The following is a 22,388-nucleotide window of genomic DNA, read 5'->3' as shown; positions in this document are numbered from 1 at the left end:
GTTTGACTGGCTTGTTTGATATTTACGGTGTAAGGAAAGGTAGTTTTTAATAGATAGACTTTATACGACGAGTCCGAATATGACTTGAACCAAAAAGGGATTCCAGCTATTAATTTTCTCCCGAATTTAATTTCCTAACAACAGCCATATAAAAACCGGAGATCTTATCAATGCCTTTCAGCGGCCCCTAAAAACAGTTTTCTATTACTTGTGAAGAAATCACTTATATTATTTATCATTGAAGTAATGATCCCTCGCAAACCGCAGGGATCCCAAAATGAGTCTTGTTTGAAATATCTTCCACTTCATATCACGCTATCAGATTTGTGCTATCTGGGCACAGTATTTTCAGGGCTGGCTTTTGCCCTGCTGTTGGCATTGGGCAAAAGTGCAGGTTACAGGGCTAACCGGATGCTGGCGCTGGCCCTGGTGACAGCGGTATTACCGGTACCCTGTTCGATGGCTATAGGGCCACTGGTTTATTTTTATGTACTCACTACAACGCGGCCCGGTTATCGTTTTAAATGGAGGCATTTGCTTCATTTTAGCCCGGTTTTACCTGCATTGTTTATTGGTTACGTAATGCCCTCATCCCACCTTTTAAACCTGTTGGTGCAAACCGGAACATTTGTTTCTATCATACTATACATACACCGTTCTCAAAAGCTGATATTGCTTTTTTACCGGCAATTGGAACCTGTGTTAATGGACCTCCCCTTGCATAAGCTCCGCTGGCTCCGGCGCTTATTAAAGGCAGGAATTCTGGTATCTTTTCCCGGGTTAATGTATGCTGTGCTATGGCCGGCCGGCTTTAATCCTATGTATTGGTTATTTGTTTTAGTGCTCATCAGCATCGGGGCGATGGTATTGCTAAAACAGACGGCGGAAATGTCGGCCGTGCCGCCTAATCCAACTAAACGGGCAGATACGGATTTGAAGACTAAAGCCATCCGCCTGAAAAAGGCCATGGATACCGGCCATTTTTATCGGGATCCCGAATTAAGCCTGGCATCATTGGCCGACTTGATCGGCTTGCACCCGCATGAACTGTCCCGTATCGTTAACGTCGCGCTGGAGAAGAATTTTAATGATTTTGTTAACAGCTATCGTGTAGAGGATGTGATACGAAAGATGCAGGATGAGGCTTTTGACAACCTTACACTGCTGGGCATTGCTTATGAGTCCGGCTTCAACTCCAAAAGCACTTTTAATCGTATTTTCAAACAGGTTACTGCAAAAAGCCCGGTAGATTATAAGGCGCAACTTAAAAAAGAGCGCCCAACTTATCATTTGAGACGCTCATACGCGCAGCAGCCCCTATTATTGGAACATAAATCAAATAATTATTACTTTATGTTTCGCAATTATTTCAAGATAGCCTTTCGCAACCTTTGGGCAAAAAAGACATTTTCACTGATCAACATTACCGGCCTGGCAGTTGGAATGGCCGGTGCGATCCTTATTGGGTTATGGGTTCAGAATGAATACAGCTTCGATTCTTTCCATGCTAATAATAAAACTTTATACAAAGTATGGTATCGTTTTGTAGCGAAAGATTATACAGGCAATAGCGATGTTACATCCGGGCGTCTCGGTAATGCGCTCAAGGACGAATTTCCGGAAATAAAAAGCGTTTCGCGTATTTACTGGAGCGAAAGTCATTTGTTCAACTACAAAGACATCTCGCTTAAAGCATTAGGCAATGAAGTAGATAAGGATTTCCTTAATATGTTCACATTACCTTTGCTTAAGGGCGATAAAGCACACGCGTTAAACGATGTGAATAGCATTGTTTTGACACAGCGCCTGGCAACAAAAATATTCGGCCATAAAGACCCGATGAACCAGCTGGTGAAACTGGACAATAAACAATCCTACAAAGTAACCGCTGTTTTGCAGAACCTGCCGGATAATACAGAGTTTGATTTTGAATATTTGTTACCCATACCTGCAACCGGAGCCTTTAACGATAACTCATGGAACAACAATAGTTATTATACTTATGTACAGTTGCAACAAAACGCGGATGTAAACCAGCTGAACCAAAAGATAAAACTCGTAGTGCAGCAACATATTAATGATAAAAACAATAACACCGAAGTATTTCTTTACCCCTTCAGCAAAATGCACCTCTATAGCCGCTTTGAGAACGGCAAAGTGGCCGGTGGCAAGATCGAAGTGATCCGTCTGCTGCTGATCATTGCTGGGATCATTTTATTAACCGCCTGTATCAACTTCATGAATCTTAGTACCGCGCAAAGCCATAAACGGTCAATGGAAGTAGGCGTGCGTAAAGTGATGGGCGCAACCCGGCTGAGCCTTGTTGGGCAGTTTTTAGCAGAATCCATAATGATAACGTTCATCGCAGGCATCATAGGCCTGTTAGTAGCGCAGTTGGGATTACCCGCCTTTAATAAGCTGACGGAAAAGCAACTGCACATTGGGTATCTGCAACCTAACTTTTGGCTTTTGTTTTTTCTTTTTATAATACTAACCGGTGTGCTGGCCGGTAGCTACCCTGCATTTTTCCTTTCAGCTTTTAAGCCGGTTAAAGTACTAAAAGGACGCTTCAATCATATTTACCGTGCGTTCAATCCGCGTAAGGTATTGGTTGTAGTTCAGTTTGCTGTTGCTGTAGTACTTATCGTATCAACTATTGTAGTTTATCGACAGATAGGCTATGCCCAGCACCGGGATACCGGCTATAAAATGGACCACCTGATTGAAGTTCCTATTGAAGGCGACATCCGGAAAAATTTTTCGCTGATCAAAAACGACCTTCAGCAATCGGGTGTAGCGCTCAGCGCCTGCCAAACCAGTGTGGATGTAACCATAGATGCCGCAACCGGTGGCGGGCTTTCCACCGATGGCAGCAATGTAAGCCAGCAGAACCTAAATTTTTCCAAATTTGGCACCTCCGGGGATTTTATTAAAACCATGGGATTGACATTAATTAACGGCCGGGACCTGGACTTTAATGAATATCCCTCAGATAGTTTATCTTGTATGTTGAACCAAACAGCTGTAAAACAGCTGGGCCTCAAAAATCCGGTAGGCAGTAATATTTACGCGGGTAAATCGCCTTTGCATATTGTAGGCGTATTTAAAGATTTTATCATCAATTCGCCTTACGTAGATACCAGGCCGATGATCGTTTTTGCCTCAAAAACCTGGGCCTATAATTCTGTTATCCGGCTGAATGGCGGCAAGGATATAACCTATGATTTAAAAACTGCTGAGGCTATTTTTAAAAAATACAATCCGGCCTATCCATTTACTTATCAGTTTGTTGATACGGCCTATCAGAAAAAGTTTAGCGATCAGCAACAAACGGGCAAACTGGCGGCAATATTTGCAGGTCTCACCATTTTCATATCGTGTCTGGGTTTGTTTGGACTGGCATCCTTTATGGCCGAAAGCCGTTCTAAAGAAATTGGCATCCGTAAGGTTTTGGGCGCAAGCGTATTGACCATTACACGTATGCTTACGCGGGAATTTGTGATACTGGTGTTCATCGCTATAGCCATTGCCACGCCTATTGCATTCTGGGCAGCGCACAGCTGGCTACAGAATTTTAGCTACCGGATCAATATCGGCTGGCTTACCTTTGTTGTAGCAGGTTTAACTGCAATTCTGATCGCTATCCTTACTGTATGCCTTCAATCGGTCAGGGCGGCCATGTCCAATCCGGTAGATAGTTTGCGGTCTGAATGATGACAAGAAAATCTATTATGATTACGCTTTAGCTGCATTGGTACAGACTTCCCGATTTCCGGGAATAAACATTGATCTCTTTTGAGAACTCCTATCGAAGTTAAATTAAAATGGACAACTATCAGGCAATGCAAGTTTATAATTTAACTAATTAACAATAAGTTATTTATTTAAATTATAAACTTGATGTAAATGATAACTAACTTAATCATTTTGTTTTTTCAACAAGCAAAGTTACGGGCCCTAACAATCCGCTTGTGCGTAATTGCTCATCTTTTGATGGCCCGTCTATCGTCCATGTTTTTCGCTTTTCTTCCGGTTGATTAGCATCATAAACCAGGCGGTTAAACCATGTGCTGGTTACTTCAACTTGGAGTGTATTTTTACCAGGCGTAAGTGCTTTGCTAATATCCAGCTGATAGGGCGTTGACCAAACCGTACCTACATCCTTACCATTTACAGTACCTTTTGCTATCATGGCAACTTTACCCAGGTTAAGAATGAAACTGTTAGCTACATCGGCACCGGTAGCATCAAAAGTGGTAGTGTAGGTAGCTGTTCCGGAAAAGGCCTTCCCCTCTTCGGGCATATCAATATCCTTCCATGGTTTTAACTCATTAAGCTGAACAGAACGCGGCGCGCCCCAGTTATCCGGAAATTCCAGCGTCCAGTTATTTCCAATTGTCTGGGTTGATACTATGTTTGTAACAGGTGCATCGGCGGCCTTGCCATTATGGTTAAAAACTACAAAACATGAACTACCTTGCGTAAGGTCAAAATCAATCGAGGTACGATCGTTTTCATTATTGCCGGTTACCGGTTTTACCGAACCATTAACCGGATCCCATATTTCGGCGTTGCCGGAGGTCCGGAAATCCAGTTTGCCTTTAAACGCTTTGCCTTTGGGCGCTGCTACAAAATACCAATCGGCCCCTTCAATTTTGCGATGAACCCAAAGCACGCTATCGCCACCCACATCCGGCGTCATTTTAAGTTGATTTAATGCTGTAGATAATGGAGTACGAGCAATCACAGTACCTTTGCCTACGTTTCGCATGCCTTTTGAGTTTTCATTACCCCAAATACTTTTTACCATAGCACTAAACCGTTGCTGCGCATTTTTACCGCCAACCAGCGTACCTAATTGCTTAGGCGCATTACCTATCACCACAGCACCGGCTCGTACCAGTTGGTTCAATTTCTCGAGGGTTTGCGGCAGCATATGGGTGGTTGCAGGCAGCCACAATACTTTATAGCTGAGCCCATCCGGCGTTGTGATCATGCCATTGGTAACCGAAAGCCTGTGCAACAGTGCATCGGGGTTACAGTAATCATATTTAAATCCCTCCAGGAAAGCAGCATTTTGATCAGGTTTATGATCAATCTCATCACCAAGGTACCATAGCACATCCGATACAGGCTTGCCGCGCTCCAACAGGTAGCCGCACCTGGCAAAGTAAGCATTAAGATAAGGCATATGTTTCCACCAGGTTTCTCCACGAAGAAAAGGCGTGCCTATATGCGCACCAAACGATGTGCCCGGCGGCAGGAAATCAGTACGCGGATTGTGCGTATAGGTGTGATATACCAAATGTGTCACCCCCTCGGCCATGTTCACGTTGGCAACTTCTTTAAGCATTTGCCATTGCTCATCATAAGTGAGATCGAACGAAGTAAACGCCTCGGCTGCCACGCGCGGTTTACCGTAAAGCCTGGCTGCCGAAGCACAAGGCTTGATCGGCTTAAAGTTTAAAGAACCTACAAAACCGGGAGTTATTGGCTGCCAGAACTCGCACATGGGCACATCGGCAAATTTGTAGTATTCCATAATATCACCGGGGAATACATCGCCGGCAGATGTTTCGTAAGATACGGACAGGTTATTTTTCTTTGCGAGGGCCGTCATCCGGCCATAAAAATTATTAGTGAACAGATCATTGATCACGCCTTTCCAATCGCGCAGAAAGCGGAAAGTAGTTTCCTGGTCGGTTAATACATAACCCATCAAAGCAGGCAGCCATTTACGGAGCGAGTATTGGGTTCTTTGCTGAAATTCGGTTTCCATATTGGCGGTCCAGGTTTGTGATCCGCATTCCCAGCTATCCATGATCATACCGGTCAACAAACCGTTTTTTAACGGCCCTTCGCTACCCGACAGGCGACCAATATAACCTGCGAACTGCGCGTTTGCTCCATTGGCCGATAGTTTATCGCACTCCCAGCCGGTACCTTCGGGCGGAGCCGGACCGTTCTTTTTACCCGCATTAACATGTCCTACGCGGAGGATCGTCCACTGTCCCGGTGGCGCTGTCCATTCAAGCACGCCTTCGTCATTAACAAAACTGCTGATATCCCGCACTGTAATCGGGTCTACATAAGCTTTTTTATTCTGGCTGTATTGCTCATTGCTTGGCCCTACAGACCTTAACACCCAGGCAGCTTCTGTTTCCCAGTTATTTTCTTTTGCTGCCGATGAGAAATTGATAAAACTAAGGTTCATCCTATATTTATTATTAATGATAACCTTAAATTTTTTCGCCCGGATATCTTTTGAACACGCCAAAGAGAGCGGTACGTCATCCTGAAAATTACTTTGCGGCAAGTCTTTATTCAATATTTCCACCGATTTTCCATCCGGTGTTATCGCTTGTACTTTGATATTGATGGCCGGTTCATATGCCCATGTCGTGTTTAGGCTGTTTACGCTTGGCAATTGGATAGTGCGGATAACAACATCTTTAGCAAAAGCTACTTCAAACCAGTTAGGATGTTGTTTGGTAAAAGGGTTAAGTGCTACTGCTTTTTTTGATTTTCCAAGCAATAGATCTTCCAGCGAGGCGTCCCCGTTCCTTTTTACCGAAGCTAATTTTAAAGTATCATCACCCAGCGGCCTGGGGAAAGCCAGTACAGCAATATTTTTGTAATCGCGCCATTCTTCGTTGGATGGCTGCGGCATGGGTAGCTGCATTTTTATTTTGCCTTTAGTGGCTGTAATATCCTTGCGTGACCAAACAAGTTCTCGCATCGCGTTTTCTGGTTTGATCCATGGCCCTCCTGACATTGCCCAACCGGGACAATTCTCCATAGAAAACTTTAAACCCAGGCGTTTGGCCTCGGTTGCAGCATGTTTAACAGCATCTTCCCAAAGCGGACTAAGGCAGGTGATCTGCGGATCAACACCCGGCCATTTCCCGCCAAATTGGCCATGAAAAAGCGTAATGCTTGAAGTTCCTGCGCCGGCTATAGCTTCCAGATCGGCAGTAATACCCTCTTTCGCAACGTTACCTCCAATAAAATGGAACCAGGTTTCCGGATAGTAAACCTTTGCCGGCGTCATGAAGGCTATTTTATCCTGAGCACCAAAAGCTTCATTAAGCTGCTTTGACGACGGTGTGAAAGGTGCCACCTGCGCTGCCGATGGCAAAACACCTAACGAGATAAATGCAGAAGCAGCCAGTAAAAATTGGCAAAACTGTTTTTTGTTATACATACGCGTCATTCTTTTTGTTGATGAATGAATTGTTTAAAATTGGTATTCCAGGCTTGCTATTTAAATAACCCAGGTTGTAAGGATGGACAGCCATTTATTAAATCTTTTAAAGTTATCCTTCTCATTTTACTGTGCAACCCTTACCGTCCCCGTAGGTTTAATATCGCCCTGTGATGAGCTAATTAATAAGGTTAGTCAGGTTCATGATATCCAGAGTTAATATCCTGGTACTTGAAGCTTTGCCCGGTAACATCCTTACCATTAACGGCAACCTTTACCGCGCCTGTGCCCACATTGGCGGGTATCCCAACAACCAAAAGGGTATCCGTAGCGCTTGCTATTTGTGTGGTTTTCCCATTAATGGTAACTACAGCCGGACCGGCAGCACTGCTAAACCCGAACCCGATATACGTATATGCGCGCCTGCAGAACCGTTGGTAGGGCTTATTTTGCTAATGCTCAGATCCTGGTAGGTGTATTTGCCCACGGTTAGCGATGCATTGTCCAATTTAAGGGCTATATCGCCGCTGCTGCCTCCTTTAGGTGCACGGATCACCATTTCGGTAGCTGCACTGCTTACCACATCCACGATTATACCCGCAAAGGTAGCTGATATGCTGCCGCTAAACCTGCTGCCTGCCACTGTAACCAAAGTACCTTCGCCCCCGCTGTTAGGGTAATACTCGGTAACTTTAGGTTGTGGCGTTACGCCTTTATCCTTGTCTTTTTTACAGGCACCCAACAGCATTACCATAAGGCAACACACTATGCTGAAAAGCCTGATACTATATTTTTTCGTGTTGTTGATTTTTTAAATTCCTGGTTTAAAAAGTATATCGTGCACCCAGCTGTACTTGCGTTCTGGAGCCGTAATAATCAATACTGTAAAGCTTGCCCGCGTGGTGAACTGGTGTAGCGGGTAGCCGCCAGCGTTTTGCTGCGGAGGAAATTCCTGGCTATATCCGGGTAGCGCCGGATTTTGTTATAAAAGAATTAACAGACCCGGCCCAACGCACCGGTATCCCAAACAAACAGGAACTGGAATATACCGCAGATTGGGTAAAAAATCATATGACAGGACTTGATCCTGTACCATGCCATACTTCTACCTGCCTCATCGCTTTAAGTACCATTAAGAACAAGGAACTTGTGCTCGATTTTGCACCACCTTATGTGCCCAATAACAAAAATATTGTTATATACGGTACGGGATGGGCAGCAAAATTCATCCCGTTACTTGGACATATCCTGGCAGATATGGCCATTGATGGCAAAACCGATTATGATATCAGCCCATTTGCGCTCGGATATAAATATTTCAAGTCGCTTATGTAAATACGTTGGCCCGGGCTTCGCATGGTAGCGATCACATTCCAGCCTTTAGTTTGAAATAACTAAGCGGTAGCTTTGCCCAAACTGACCGAGGCACGGGTAATTGATATCGTTTTGTTCATCCATCAAAAGTCGGCCAAAGCATGGGAGAAGATGTTGCCTAATCGTGCTTTCTTGTAGCCGGATTACCGGATCAGGATCTTTCATTTTGGCTAAATCTTCAGCCGGTATGGCTACTCGCCCGCCCCGTTCCCGGCGACGGGCGCGACATAGACATCGAAAAAGCACGCCAGATGAATGTGAGCAACAGCGCGGTCACGGCGACGTGTGCCAAATAACACGGAGACCCGGACGACAGCTATAAAGGATATCAGCAAAACAATCTTTTTTTACAGCCCCCCAACGCTCAGGCAAGTTAACTTTATTAGCAGATCTTGATTGTTTCGACCTTTAAAATATCACCGAGTTTTTTAATTCTGGACGCCATGTGGCCCCGCCCGATGGCGCAATGATGAGCAGACCCCTGTTCATTCCAGGCTTCGGTGAAAGCGCGTGCTCCTATCTGGAATTTATAGCGGCTATTGGTGTTACCTATCTCCAAAATCGCTCCCGGAACGGACTCCCCTTCGGCAACTAAAAATTTCAATTTGCCATCGCCTGCTTCAACCACCGAAAAAAGTGTTACAGGTCCGTGGCTTACCGACATCTCTACTGATAGTCCGTTGCCTACTTTTCCATGATATACCTGTAAAGGTTTTACTTTGATCTTCCCTTCGGCTATGCGCGGATGGCAAGGGCCGTCATGCCCCATCAGCACCACATCATCGTTATAATCCATGGCGTAATACTCGGTAAACGAGCCGCCGGCACCGAAGCTATCCATAATCTTCATCGCCTGCGCGTTTTTGATCTCGTACTCGCCGGCAACGGGTACGTTTTTACCTGTTAACAACGAGTTACCTAAAATTACTGATGTAACCGTATTTTCATTAGCAGGGTTACCGCTACCTTTATGGTAATAAGCAAGTGAGCCTAATTGATGCTTATCAATCAATTTATCTAAAGCTACCGCGGTTTGTGCCGCACGATGCAGTTCGGCCGATGAGCAATCTTCCTGCACATCAAATTCCTGTTCAATTTCCTGTAATTTATCAGCTATTTCCTGTTCTGTAACTGTTGTGCGCAGACCGGAAAGTTCATCAACCTCTATCACTTCAATATGCCCGCCGAATGTTGAGCATTGCAGGGTAAGATCGGTGTAAATATCCATCATACCGCTGTAGTAATTCCCCATTACCCCCAATCGATTGTAGTACATAGTACGGGCAACACGTGCCGCGTCCAACCACTCTTCAACTTCGTTCCAAACATGCGAATCATTGTTAAGCATGCCTGTTACCTGGTAAAAGGCAATTTTATTGCGGTTGAAAACGTTGGCTATTTCAGGTACCGAACATGATGAGCAATGCGCCAGCCATTCGCCCGTCATGGCGGTGCGGTTACTTAAATTGTTAAATTTTTTGTAATCGATACTGGCCTCAGGCGATAAGTTGAGTACTATAACCGGCACATTGGCCTTTTTAACAACAGGTAATACCGTGGCCGATAAGGCATAGGTAGATACGTAAAGAAAAATAATATCCACGTCTTCGCGCTTAAATACCGCTCCCGAGTCAAAAGCCAATTGCGGGGTATCCACCAGGCCAACGTTTACAATTTCGGCATCAAAAGCGGCCAAGTGTTGGGCTACTGTATCAAGGTAACCGGTAAGGCGCTCCTTCAATCCATCAAACTGTTCCCAGTAAGCTTGTAACCCTATTCCGAATAAGCCGGCTTTTACCGTATTTTTTTTATACATCTGTTTAGTTGTGTTTCTGTTTTATTCTGTAACGATAGTAACCGGCCCTAACAAACCCGACTCAAACAATGGCGAATTAGCATTGTACTGCCGTGTTGTAGTAAAAGTATATCTACCGCTTGTGCGCGGTTGCCCCTTAAGCAGCCATGTGGGCCATTCATCGTTAACTATCCCGTCGTAAGGTTTCTTTTCATCGCCGATGAGGCGGTTGGGCCATAGGTTGGCAACTTCTATTTTTAGATCATTGCTGCCGGTTTTTAAAGCTGACGAGATCTCTATTCGCCATGGAGCTGTCCAAACTACACCGAGTTCCTGCCCATTTAGGGTGACCCTTGCCATGTTCTTTACCTTTCCCAGATCAAGGTAGACCTGACCGGTCACATTTTTAGCCACATCAAACTTTTGATGATAAGTGGCTATACCCGAGTAGTATTTTATTCCCTCCTCAGCGTTTTGAGTCCAGTCGGTTAATTTTTCAAATACAGTGTGAGCAGGGCCTCCGAATTTAGGATCGAAGCTTACATCCCATGGGGCACTCAAGGTCAACAAGGTTTTCGCTGTCGTCTTATTACTACCAGATGGCGCATGTTGATCATCTTTCGAAAAAACAACAAAACAGCTTTGATATGGGCTTAAATGAAGCGGAACGGATGTAGTATTTTTAACTTTTGCAAACTGCTTAACCTCTTTATTTTCTCCGGTAATTGCATCCCATAATTGCGGCGAGCCTTTTTGGGTACGGAACGTGGCCGAAACATCAAGATCCTGACTCGTTGTATTCGACACAAAATAAATATCCCAGTTAGCATCTGTACGATGGGTGTAGCGTAGCGGGCCTTCTGCCGTAAAATCTTCAGCTATATTTTTTGCTTGGAGGACGCTGGAGGTAACATCATACGAAGGATAAAGGTGATCTACCGATGTAGTAATATCTCCGCCCCATACGATGGTGCCATTACCGTAACGCCTGTATGTTTCTTTAGCAGGCGGCGTATTCGCTCCCCATAGGAGCTTCGCCAATGCTTTCACCTTAACATCGCAGTATGGAAAACCGACTAAACTTGGTGACCGTAACGGCGGATTACCCACAACGGTAGCCCCAAGTTTAACAAGCTGAGCTATTTTTTGAAGTAATTGCGGGGTTATGGCTTCGTATGCGGGCAGTACCAATATTTCATACGATGCCCCGCTCGGAAATACAACTTTACTGTTCTTAACTGTGGCCAGCATCAACTGGCCCGGTGCGCATCCGTCAAAATTATAACCTTTTCTGTCGCCTATGGTATCACCTTTAATAGCTGATGACGGCGGTACAAAAACATGCGGTGAACCTTCGGGCGTGAGGTAAAGTACATCTGCAACGGTACGGCCTTGCTGTAAAAGATATTGGCAGCGGGATACATAATCATGATAACCGCTAACCATTGGCCACCAGGTTTGGCTACGGTCCCAATGTACACCGTAAGGTCCCATGGTAGCGCCGGGCTTTAATGAATCGGGCAGGAACTGGTTTTGGAATGTATGATACACAAAACGGTTAATGCCCGCCGCAAAGGCCCAGTCGCCCTGGTTTTTCATAGATGTAGGGTGCTGTTTCCAGCCCTCGTTATCCTGCGCGGTAAATGCTTCCGCAGGCATAAGCGAGCGGCCCATTACGTGTGCTACCGATGTTGCCTCGATAACACTATAGGTTGAATTGAAGCCGAAATTTTTACTCCAAAACTCGGCCATTGGTACATCGGCTACACTACCCAGCTCCAGATCGGCAAGTGGGGTCATATCATACGGTTCGATAGAGAGGTTAAGATGGTTCTGCTTGGCATAGGCCTTAACATGTTGGGCGTGGTTTTCTAAAACCAATTCCTGCGATGTCTGGCGCAGGTCCCATAAAAAGCGTTCGCTCTCGGCCGGGCTACCCACTACCTCACCGGCGTATACCGGGTAGTATTTAAGCGGGTCGTAGCCCCGGCGTTTGATGAACTCTTTACGGAAATTGCCTGTCCAGTTTTGTGCACCCATTTCCCAGCTATCCATATGTAACCGTTTAAGTCCGCCTTCGATTTTAGGGTCAACCCCTCCTATCTTTTTCAGGATGCGGCCTACGTAATGATCCAGGTGGTAGTTTAAAGCGGTGGTATCAAACTTATCCGATTCGAAACCCAAACCGGGCACGGGTGCGGGGCGGGTAATAGCGCCGTTATTACGGCTACCGAAGCGCATTACCGTCCATTTACCCGCAGACGGCGACCAGCTCAATGTTCCATCTGCCTGTAATTTACCGGTCAGGTTTAAGATCCGGTCTTTTTTAATGGCCGATTTACTATCTGATTTTGCCGATGGCGATGGTAGATACGATTTCACCACGCCCGAACTAAACGGTGCGCGGTAATACAGTGCCTTTTCATCGTTATCGGCTATTTTCGGTGTAGCCTCATCTGCCGGGAAGGCCAACACTGCTACATCTTTATAATAAGCGTTCCATTCTTTTTTAAATTCGGTGGTCAGGTTGTCTTCGCCAAAAAAAGGTTTTTTAGGCGGCGGAATAGGCAATACTATTTTTTTATGATCGGCAGCATTAACGGTTACACTACTTGCTACCAAATGCTGCATAGATTGTTCTGCTTTTACCCAGGGGCCTCCACTACCCGTCCAACCCGGACCAATGCCTAAAGTTATCTCTATCCCCAATCGCCTTGCTTCCTTTTCGGCATGGGCAAAAAGATCCATCCATTCGTCACTTAAAAAATCAACTTTCCCGCGCGGAACGCCGACGTTTACTTCCAGGAATATCAGGTTACCTATCCCGGCCTGCTTCATCGATTCCAGATCCTTAGTAATGGTTTCGGCCGACATGTTGCCATCCATAAAGTACCAGTAAACACCGGGTTTGTAGCTATTGCCGGGATGAGCAAAGTTTGCTTTTAACTGTGCAACCTGCGCGTTGGCCGTTATAACAAACCATAAAAAGCAAATAAAGGCAGCAGGAGTTTTCTTAAGCATATTATCGATTACAGATTTAATTGTTGCATACCGGGTTCAGGTTCATTTCAAATGCGGAGATCTGCATAGCGCAAGTTATTAAGCACGATTGAATTTACGTCAAAACTCTGAACTTCAATAACTTCATTATTAATAACTAAACCTTTGATCAGTATTAAAATCATTGCTGCGCGTTAGTGTTTTTAAGGTTTACTTTTTAACAAGCCCGTTTTGCCCCCCTTAATAGAGTAATAGCCCATTATTAGACATAATACAAAATTATTGCCCACATATTTACTCACCCCGACTTCGCTACGCTCGTCACCCCTCTCTACGCTGCGCGTAAAGAGGGGATTTTTAGTTTTTTATTTTTCTTACCCTCTTTGCGGCTTGCCGCAGAGAGGGTGGTCCAGCGTAGCGTAGACCGGGTGAGTAATTGTTCGGCATGCCATCCAGCCATTTTTAGCCGCGTGTCAATTCATGGGCTATTACCCTTAATAGCGGGGCTTTGTATTGTTCCCGGAAAACAGGTCATATCAGTAAAACAAATTTATCTGTCCGCCCTATGCCATTAAATGGATGTTTTGATAAATGAAATACAGTTTTTGACTTAGCCGGGAGAGGTCGATTAAAAGAAAATTGACAGGTGATAACTAATTTGATATTTCATTTATATTTTTTGACATAACCGCAATATCGAGGATATTGATACTTTTTTATCATTAAATTAGTTGTTTGGTTAAACAAACCTGCGTTTTTATAAATTACCAATTAGCTGCCGGGCGCACCGGTTTGCTTATCATACCCGATAGGCCATGAACAATTTTTATAAATATTTACCCGTTAGCAAGGAAGATGAGAGTTGGGGACTAACCGTGTTAAACGCGGGTTGTACGCACATAGAAGCCACCAACACTTACCCTTTAAAGGGCCACCCTGCTCATCATAATTTTAACTGGAACAGTTGGCGCATACTACAGGAATACCAGGTGATTTACATCACCAACGGGCAGGGAATTTTTGAATCCGAAAACTTTAAACAAACAGAAGTTAAGGCCGGCACGGTGATTTTTCTGTTCCCTAATGAAAGGCACCGTTATAAACCCGACAGCCGCACCGGTTGGGATGAATACTGGGTAGGTATTAAAGGCCATATTGCTGATAACCTGTTACTATCCGGTTACCTCAAACCCGAAAACCCATGCCTGTACATTGGGTTTAATGAAAGTATTTTTAGCTTGTTCAATTGCATTATCGATAAAACAAAAACAGAAAAACCCGGCTACCAGCCTCTTATTTCCGGCGCGGTACTGCATCTGATAGGGAGCTGCCATGCCACATTAAAGCAAACTGCCGTTGAGAACAAGGAAGAGGAAGTGATCATTAACAAAGCGCGGTTGTTGTTCCGGGCAAATATCAGTAACCCCTACTCGCCCGAGCAGGCCTCACAGGAGCTAAATGTGGGATACTCATGGTTCCGTAAACTATTTAAAAACTACAGCGGTTTATCGCCAGGGCAATATTATTTGCAACTTAAGATAGATAAAGCCAGAGAACTTTTGAGTAACAGTAATATCCCGGTTAAAGAAATCGCTATCGAGCTTAATTTTGATTCGAGCTTTTATTTTTCGAAGATCTTTAAGGAAAAAACGGGTTTAACTCCCACTGATTACAGGAAAAGGAGTCAACATATTTTTTAACCTTGCGGATTTAAACCCGCTTTTAAATCTATTGAACTTCGTTTAACCTTCATCCTATTCAGCCTGCCTATTTTGTTACCTTCAACGGCAAATCTATCCAGGCTAAAGCAATATCCCTTCCCATATGACTGATGCTGTTACCACCGGCAGCGTCATAAAGCAAGGCGAGTTTGTTACCCGCTTTTATAACTGTTGGCATACCTATAGCGCCCTTGGCCCATTTGCAATTTTTACTGTCAAGAACTATCGCCTTGTTTTCATTATTCCACTTTTCAAGGTCTTTCGACCAGTAAACCCAGATTGCATCCGTATATTCTGTACCCTGAGCATTAATACCAATGTGATTGGTGAACAAATACCAGGTTTTACCAGCCTCGTCAAAAAACAAAGATGAATTTTCTACCTGCTCAGTTATCGGGAACAGCGGGGTATCAGTTATAAACCAGGAACCGTTCAGATTTTTAGTTTTGGCAAGGCCTAATGTGCGCTTGGTAGCTCCGCTACTATCTTGCGTAGATGCACTGAAAAACTGTAAGTAATAGCCCTTAAATTTCACAATATATCCCGGACTGGATGTAACCGTATAGTAGCTTCCTTTTTTTTCGGGAAACGGCACAACATCATACTGCTTTTGCCAGGGACCTTCAATTGATCTTGATCTGGCCTTCATGGTTAGGTATGGGAATGCAGGGATCCTGTTGGGTGCAGGTGTTGTATTGGGCGTACCCAGATAAAACATATGCCATTCATCTCCTTCTTTAACGATCCATGGTGATGAAGCACTTTTCGAGTCGGATCTTGTGCTATCGCCTAATACCAAGGAGGCTCCTTTTTTTGTCCATTTTTTTAAATCCTTACTTTCTGCAAGGCAGGCCAGCCATCCTGCTTTGCCGGCACCGTCATAAAAAAGGTAATAGGTATTACCTACCCTATTTACAATCGCCTCCCTTGCACCATACGTGTCACAACTGTCTGCACCATCCCCATGCCGCAACACCACGCCCTCATCAGTACATCCCATCAATCTATATTTTGCTACAGGTCTGCCGTCTATATAGTGTTGCTGTGCTTTGCCATTTTTTTGCAGTACCAATAACACGGTAATGATTAGTAATAAGTAGAGATATTTCGCTTTCATATGTTAACAGATAAAAAGACCAAGGCCGGTAAAATTTCCGGCCTTGGTCTTTTAAATATCAATAACCCGGATTTTGGGTAAGTTTATTATTTATTTGCAATTCGCGGAATGGGATAGCATATATAAGCCTGTTCTGCGTAACATTAAAGGTGCTTGGAAGCAGCCAGCCGTATAGCGCTTTCATTCTTACACCTTTTGCATTAAGAACATCTATAGCCATGTTGTTACGTACAAGATCCGTCCAGCGGTGATTCTCAAAAGCGAGTTCATGCCTCATCTCATCCGATACATTTTGCTTGGTTGCAGTTGTCAGCGCAGATAATCCGGCACGTTGTCTTACCTGATTTATATATGGCAATGCTTCCGCGGCCTTACCTTCAGCCACCAGGCATTCGGCAAGTAATAACAATGCGCCCGAATAACGAAATACAGGCCAGTTATCGTCCGTGTTATATTCAACCTGGTATGGCGGGTGAAGGTATTTTTTAATAAAGTAATTGTAGCCTACGCCTGTAGTTGGCTTATAATCAACAGGGCTTTTAACCGCGGTTATGGTCATTACTTCATTGTTGATGGTACCTTCTGCCACGGCAATTGAGGCAGGTAACCTTAGATCGCCTTTTTCATACGAATCTACCATTTCCTGCGTAGGCACATTCCAACCGCCGCTGGCTAAGCCACCACGGGCATTGGTTCCCCTCAAACCCAGAATAAATTCGGAATTGGTTGTTTTGGGTATAAAACGCCAGATAAAATCGCTCTGCTGGCCATCGTTACCTATCTTGTATTGTACTTCAAAAATTGATTCTTTACTGTTTTTGTTGGTAAGGTCAAATACCGCCGCATAATCGCTCAACAAGCCATAGTTCATTTTAGTTATATCGAGTAAAGCGGTTTCAGCCTTGGCATATTCTTTTGTCTGTTTGGACATATAACAATAGGCCAGAAGCATTTTCGCGGCACCCTGTGTTGCCCTTCCTGTTTGCGGAAACGTTTTGGCAACGGGTAATACCGGGATAGCGGCATTGAGATCGGCAATGATCTGGTTATAAACTTCATCTGCCGAGCTTCTTGGCAAAAATGCTCCGGCTACATCTGTTACTTCGGTAAGCTGCAGCGGCACACCACCGTAGTGCTGAACAAGGTCGTAATAATAAAACGCCCTCAAAAACAAGGCTTCTCCCGAAATCTGGTCCTTATCGGCCTGGGCCAGCGTTGATTTTTCAAGCCTTGTAAGTATAGTGTTTACTTTAGAGATGCCTGAATAATCATTACCGTACCTGTTACCGGGGTTATTAGGTTCCTGGCTCGAAATATTGTTGTCGATAAACTCGGCCATAGCTTCGGCGCTGGTAGATGTTCCCCTATCGGCCGAATAGATAGTAAAAAACGTATTATCAGACCTCATCTCGTCCATATAGATCCCTATAAATGCTACTGAACGAAGGTTGGTGTAAGCGCCTGTTAGTGCCTGGTTATATTGCGCCGCGTCTTTAAAAAAGGATGCCGAACTCAGGCTTGTTTGAGGAACAAGGTTAAGCGTTTCCTTTTTACAGGATACCATTCCTAATGCCCCTAATATGATGATTGCTAATTTTTTCATTTTGTGTATTTGCTAAATATTCGATACTAAAAACTTGCGTTTAAGCCTGCAGATAGAGTTCTCGGAATTGGGTAACCGGTAAAATCACGGCCCTGGTTAAGCCCGTTTAACCCGGCCAGGCCAGCCTCCGGGTTCATCCCCGGATATTTGCTGAAAATAAAGGCGTTTTGTGCGCTCAGCGTTATCCGGAAGCTTTTAAAGTATTTGTTATTTTTAACCGGTACGGTATAGCCTAATGTTATATTTTTAGCGGCTATATAGTCGGCTTTAAATACCTGCCTGCTGGTAAAATTCCTGAAATCGGCAGTGGTTCCGGCCCTTGTTCTTGGGTAGATACCGTCGCCCGGATCCTGCTCTGACCTCCAGCGGTTGGCCACGCCTTTTCGCACGTTAAACACCCCATCCAGGTTTTCGGTAGATTGGAATGAATCGTCGGCTATATCATTTCCTACAGATCCGGCCAGTACAATGCTCAGATCAAAGTTTTTGTAGGAGAAACTGTTGGTGATGCCGTAAACGAAGGTTGGATTAGGATTGCCAATATATGTACGGTCATAGCTGTCAATTTTTCCATCGGGTTTACCATCAGGACCGCTCACGTCTTTAAAACGGGCAGTACCCACCATAGCGGTCGCATCATGCGGTTGGGTGTCAAATTCCTGCTGGGTCATGTAAACACCGGTGTTGATATACCCGTAAAACATGCCTATGGGATGACCAACTGCGGTTCTGTTATCGTCCCAGTATTCGCCGTAGCCACCTATCGGCGCGTTGTTAGTACCCAGGCTTTTTACAATGTTGCGATCAAAAGAAATGTTGAAATTGGTATTCCATTTAAAAGCGCCGGTGAGATTTTTTGAACCGATGGTAAACTCATGCCCCCAGAAATCAAATCTGCCCACGTTGGATGTGATGCTTGAATAACCTGATTGAACAGGAATATCAATACCATACAACAAACCATCAGTTTTTTTCCAATAGTAATCATAAGTAAAAGAGATGCGGCTGTTAAATAATTCAAGGTCTAAACCAAGATCATAACCCGTAGTAGTTTCCCAGGTTAAGCTGTTGTTACCTATGCCGCTTAACACTTTACCAGGTGTTACCTGATTACTGAACACATAATTACTGGTATTAACAGATGCAAGGTAACTGTAGTCGCCAATGTTGTTGTTGCCTACCTTACCCCAGTTTGCCCTGATCTTTAAAAAACTGATGGGTGCAATTTTCTTAACAAAAGCTTCATCTGATGCTACCCAACCGGCAGATACCGATGGAAAGTTCCCATATTTATTATTAGGCCCGAATTTAGACGAACCATCACGGCTTAGTGCAAACTCAACAAGGTATTTTGAATCGTAATTATATTTAAGACGGCCAATGTAACGGATGAGCGACCATTGCGTGGCCCCTACATCGCCCAGTTTGGTAGTGGCAGCGCTTATCCATTGTACATTATCATCTGGAAATTGCGTTGCGTTTATAACACTGTTCTCGTACGAATATTTTTGCGCAGTATAACCTGCCAGGAAATCGATGTTATGTTTGCCACCCAGCGTTTTCTGATAGTTTAACGTATTTTCACTTAGCCAGGTAACAAAGCTGCTGGTGTTATAACTGCCGGTAGCTGGTTGTGGCGGCGCACTTCCCAAACCGCCCTGCGCTGTTGATGGCGTAAACTGACGGTTAATGCTATTATCAGTATTTACGTTGATGGTTGTTTTAAGTTTAAGTCCGTCAATCACCTTAAACTCGGCCCAACCGTTTGCAAGCACCCTTGCTGCCTTGGTTTTATTTACCCGCTGTGTAACTACCAGGTAATAGTTAGGATTTGGGAACATCCCCGGCTGTGAAAATGATATTGGGTAAGTACCGTCAGCATTTTTGTAATTTAACGTAGGGTCCATCAGGTAAGCGTTTTGGATAATGTTACGTCCGTTATCCAAACCGGGAACTACCTGGTTGTTACCATAACTCAATTCAAGATTAGCACCGAGGGTTAACCTGTCTGAAGCGGTGTAAACATTGTTGGTTCTCGCCGTAAATCTTTCATCCTGCGAGTTTAATATCACCCCCTGCTGTTTATTGTAGTTCAGGTTTACAGTGGTTTTGAGATCCTTGGTACCTGAACTGTAAGCCAGGTTATAATTTTGCGTTACCGCATTGCGCAGCAAAACATTAAACCAATTAGTACCTGTTTGTCCTATATACTGGGATGGATTTTGATAAACCTGCGGAACGCCGCCGGTATAACCTTCGTATTTTGCAGCATCTTCATACCACTCCTTTTTATACTGCGCAAATTCCTGGGCATTCATTAAGTCAGGCTTTCCTCGGTCTGGTACCGACTGAACCCCGGTGTAGGAACTGAAATCAAGACTTTTCTGACCATTTTTTGCTTGCTTGGTAGTAACTAAGATCACACCATTTGCTGCACGTGAACCGTATAGTGAGGCCGAGGATGCATCTTTTAATACGGAGATCGATTCGATCTCGTCGGGGCTTAAACTTTGCAGGCCGCTTACTGATGGAAAACCATCAATAACGATCAAAGGATTATTGCCTGCATTAATGGAGGCTGCGCCGCGGATCCTGAATGTCATTTCAGAGCCCGGAGTGCCCGAGTTTTGGTTGATTTGAACGCCTGCAAGTTTGCCCTGCAATTTTTGCCCGATATTGGCAACCGGCATATCTTTTACCTCGCTTGCCTTTATCGAACTAATTGCGCCTGTAACCTCACGCCTGTTTTGTGTGCCGTAACTTACAACAACTACTTCTTTAAGGTTTTGCGAAAGTGAAGCCAAACTAACGTCAATTGCTCCGGCATTCTGAACGGTAACAGCCTGTTCTTTGTAGCCAATATACCGGAACACCAGTACACCGCCAACAGGTGCGCTGATCTTGAATTTTCCGTTGATATCTGTCTGGGTACCCGTTGTGGTGCCCTTTAATGATACAGAAACACCAATTAAAGGCGCGGAGTTCACCGAATCCTTCACCGAGCCGGTTATTGCCACCTGTGCCCGGGAGAGCTGCGGGATACAAAACAGCCCCAACATAAAAAGGGCTACGTATCTCCATGATTTAAAAAGTAAACATTTTTTTTTCATAATTCTGAGTTGATTTGGTACTATTTAGATTGAAATAAAAGGCATAAGAGCGCCAGGCTATACGGTGACAGCTATCAAAAGCAGGAAATCAAATAAATACAGGAGGGGCTTCTTCTCTGCTAAAGACTAATATTTGCTCCTGGATAATTGGCTAAAACAAAACATCAGGGACTATTTGATTTATCTTCCAGAGCGTAAACCATTGCTTTAAAGTACATGCCCTGATAAAAGCCACGAGGTAACACGTTTTTATAAACAGGTATAAATTTTGTCATAGCAGAAAGATTAAAAGCCTGGTAGCTAAGGCTAATTTTGTTAATTACCCAAAAGCAGGTAATGGTGTATAATTGTTATTTCAAAACTATACCGACGAAGTAGCTTTTCAAATGCACAATTTGCACTTTAGTTTGTACTTTTTGACAAATCCGTCATTGCAGCAAAAAAGAGTTGGGGTATTAAACTGCTTTTGACGTTAAAACAAGCGGCGTAATGCCATTAATTGAGCAACCTGAGTTTATTGATGCTATAATATGGCCTGATAAGATTTTTGCCAGAAAGTACAAAAAAAACCGGATTGTGTATTAAACTGTCTATTTCAAATTGCGATAATTTTGAGGCCATAAACCAAAAAACACTAAAACTTTATGAGAAATGAATTATCGCCGCAAGACATTGCACAGTACCGCCGTGAAGGTTTTATAGTGATTGAAGATTTTCTATCGCCGGAAGAACTCGAACTTTGGCGAACCGCCCTTGATGAAGCTGTAGCTAAAAGAAACGGGAACAAAATGCCCGACCGCAAAGAAGTATATGGCAAAGGCGACGATGCGGATAAATCATACTACGACAACGTTTTTGATCAGCTGATAAACCTTTGGCAGGATAATGAAAAAATAAAAAAGATAATGCTTGACGAGCGCATAGGTAAAATGGCGGCCGAACTTTCAGGCTGCGACGGTATAAGGATCTGGCATGATCAGGCGCTTATCAAAAAGCCCTGGGCGAATCCTACTTCCTGGCATCTCGACACACCATACTGGTCGTTCAGTGATCGCAGGGCACTTTCCATTTGGGTTGCACTTGACGATGCCACTTACGAAAACGGGTGCCTGTTTTTTATTCCCGGCTCCTATAATCAAACAACTTTCGAAAACCCAGGCATAGGTAAAAACATGGGCGCGATATTCACCACCTATCCCGAATTTAAAACAAGCAAATCTGTCGCTGCACCAATGAAAGCCGGCAGTTGCTCTTTCCATAACGGATTAACCATTCACGGTGCACATGCCAACATGACGCCGGGTTATCGCCGGGCTATGACCTGCGCTTACATGCCGGATGGAAATACATTTAATGGCACCCCCAACATCCTGTCGGACGATGTGCTTAGCCGGCTTAAAGTTGGCGATTTACTGAATGACGACACGCTTAACCCGCTAATTTACAGCGCAACCTAAAAGCCGG

The 22,388-nt window shown here is 44.3% G+C and carries 12 protein-coding genes; 4 read left to right on the top strand and 8 right to left on the bottom strand.

Annotated features, from left to right (window positions below; translation table 11 throughout):
• The first annotated feature begins 210 nt into the window (after nt 1-210).
• Nucleotides 211-3,714, top strand: coding sequence for an ABC transporter permease (locus tag AAFN85_RS16120; protein ID WP_347528629.1), 3,504 nt, complete (start codon nt 211-213; stop codon nt 3,712-3,714).
• Between the two features lie 208 nt (nt 3,715-3,922).
• Here AAFN85_RS16120 and AAFN85_RS16115 read toward each other — a convergent pair whose 3' ends face one another.
• The 3 genes from AAFN85_RS16115 to AAFN85_RS16105 form a co-directional block, all read right to left on the bottom strand.
• Nucleotides 3,923-7,204, bottom strand: coding sequence for a glycosyl hydrolase (locus AAFN85_RS16115; protein WP_347528628.1), 3,282 nt, complete (start codon nt 7,202-7,204; stop codon nt 3,923-3,925).
• A gap of 191 nt (nt 7,205-7,395) precedes the next feature.
• Nucleotides 7,396-7,566 carry a hypothetical protein gene (locus AAFN85_RS16110; RefSeq protein WP_347528887.1) on the bottom strand — a complete coding sequence of 57 codons (171 nt, stop codon included), beginning with the start codon at nt 7,564-7,566 and terminating at the stop codon, nt 7,396-7,398.
• A 5-nt stretch (nt 7,567-7,571) separates the two neighbouring features.
• A complete protein-coding gene (locus AAFN85_RS16105) occupies nt 7,572-7,958 on the bottom strand; it encodes an IPT/TIG domain-containing protein (RefSeq protein ID WP_347528627.1) in 387 nt (128 codons plus the stop codon).
• Nucleotides 7,959-8,275: 317 nt separating this feature from the next.
• On the opposite strand from AAFN85_RS16105, the gene AAFN85_RS16100 reads away from it, so the two are divergent.
• A complete protein-coding gene (locus AAFN85_RS16100) occupies nt 8,276-8,539 on the top strand; it encodes a hypothetical protein (RefSeq protein ID WP_347528626.1) in 264 nt (87 codons plus the stop codon).
• Nucleotides 8,540-8,960: 421 nt separating this feature from the next.
• Here AAFN85_RS16100 and AAFN85_RS16095 read toward each other — a convergent pair whose 3' ends face one another.
• Nucleotides 8,961-10,394: an arabinose isomerase gene (locus AAFN85_RS16095; RefSeq protein WP_347528625.1), complete on the bottom strand. Its 1,434-nt coding sequence runs from the start codon at nt 10,392-10,394 to the stop codon at nt 8,961-8,963.
• Nucleotides 10,395-10,415: 21 nt separating this feature from the next.
• Nucleotides 10,416-13,394, bottom strand: coding sequence for a glycosyl hydrolase (locus tag AAFN85_RS16090; RefSeq protein ID WP_347528624.1), 2,979 nt, complete (start codon nt 13,392-13,394; stop codon nt 10,416-10,418).
• A 794-nt stretch (nt 13,395-14,188) separates the two neighbouring features.
• On the opposite strand from AAFN85_RS16090, the gene AAFN85_RS16085 reads away from it, so the two are divergent.
• Nucleotides 14,189-15,073, top strand: a complete 885-nt coding sequence (locus AAFN85_RS16085) for an AraC family transcriptional regulator (RefSeq protein ID WP_347528623.1) — start codon at nt 14,189-14,191, stop codon at nt 15,071-15,073.
• Between the two features lie 67 nt (nt 15,074-15,140).
• Here the strand turns inward: AAFN85_RS16085 and AAFN85_RS16080 are convergent, their stop codons facing one another.
• Genes AAFN85_RS16080 through AAFN85_RS16070 form a run of 3 tightly spaced genes read right to left on the bottom strand, consistent with a single transcriptional unit; the run spans nt 15,141 to nt 20,924 of the window.
• Entirely contained in the window at nt 15,141-16,211 is a 1,071-nt protein-coding gene (locus tag AAFN85_RS16080) for a hypothetical protein (RefSeq protein ID WP_347528622.1), read from the bottom strand.
• 58 nt (nt 16,212-16,269) lie between these two features.
• On the bottom strand, nt 16,270-17,814 hold the full coding sequence (locus AAFN85_RS16075) for a RagB/SusD family nutrient uptake outer membrane protein (RefSeq protein ID WP_347528621.1): 1,545 nt from the start codon (nt 17,812-17,814) through the stop codon (nt 16,270-16,272).
• Nucleotides 17,815-17,840: 26 nt separating this feature from the next.
• Nucleotides 17,841-20,924 carry a TonB-dependent receptor gene (locus AAFN85_RS16070; RefSeq protein ID WP_347528620.1) on the bottom strand — a complete coding sequence of 1,028 codons (3,084 nt, stop codon included), beginning with the start codon at nt 20,922-20,924 and terminating at the stop codon, nt 17,841-17,843.
• 644 nt (nt 20,925-21,568) lie between these two features.
• On the opposite strand from AAFN85_RS16070, the gene AAFN85_RS16065 reads away from it, so the two are divergent.
• Entirely contained in the window at nt 21,569-22,381 is an 813-nt protein-coding gene (locus AAFN85_RS16065) for a phytanoyl-CoA dioxygenase family protein (RefSeq protein ID WP_347528619.1), read from the top strand.
• Nucleotides 22,382-22,388: the final 7 nt, after the last annotated feature.

It is taken from the genome of Mucilaginibacter sp. CAU 1740, assembly GCF_039839285.1.
GTDB lineage: Bacteria > Bacteroidota > Bacteroidia > Sphingobacteriales > Sphingobacteriaceae > Mucilaginibacter.
Note: the sequence above shows the minus strand (reverse complement) of the source record. Positions and strands in the feature narration are given on the sequence as shown.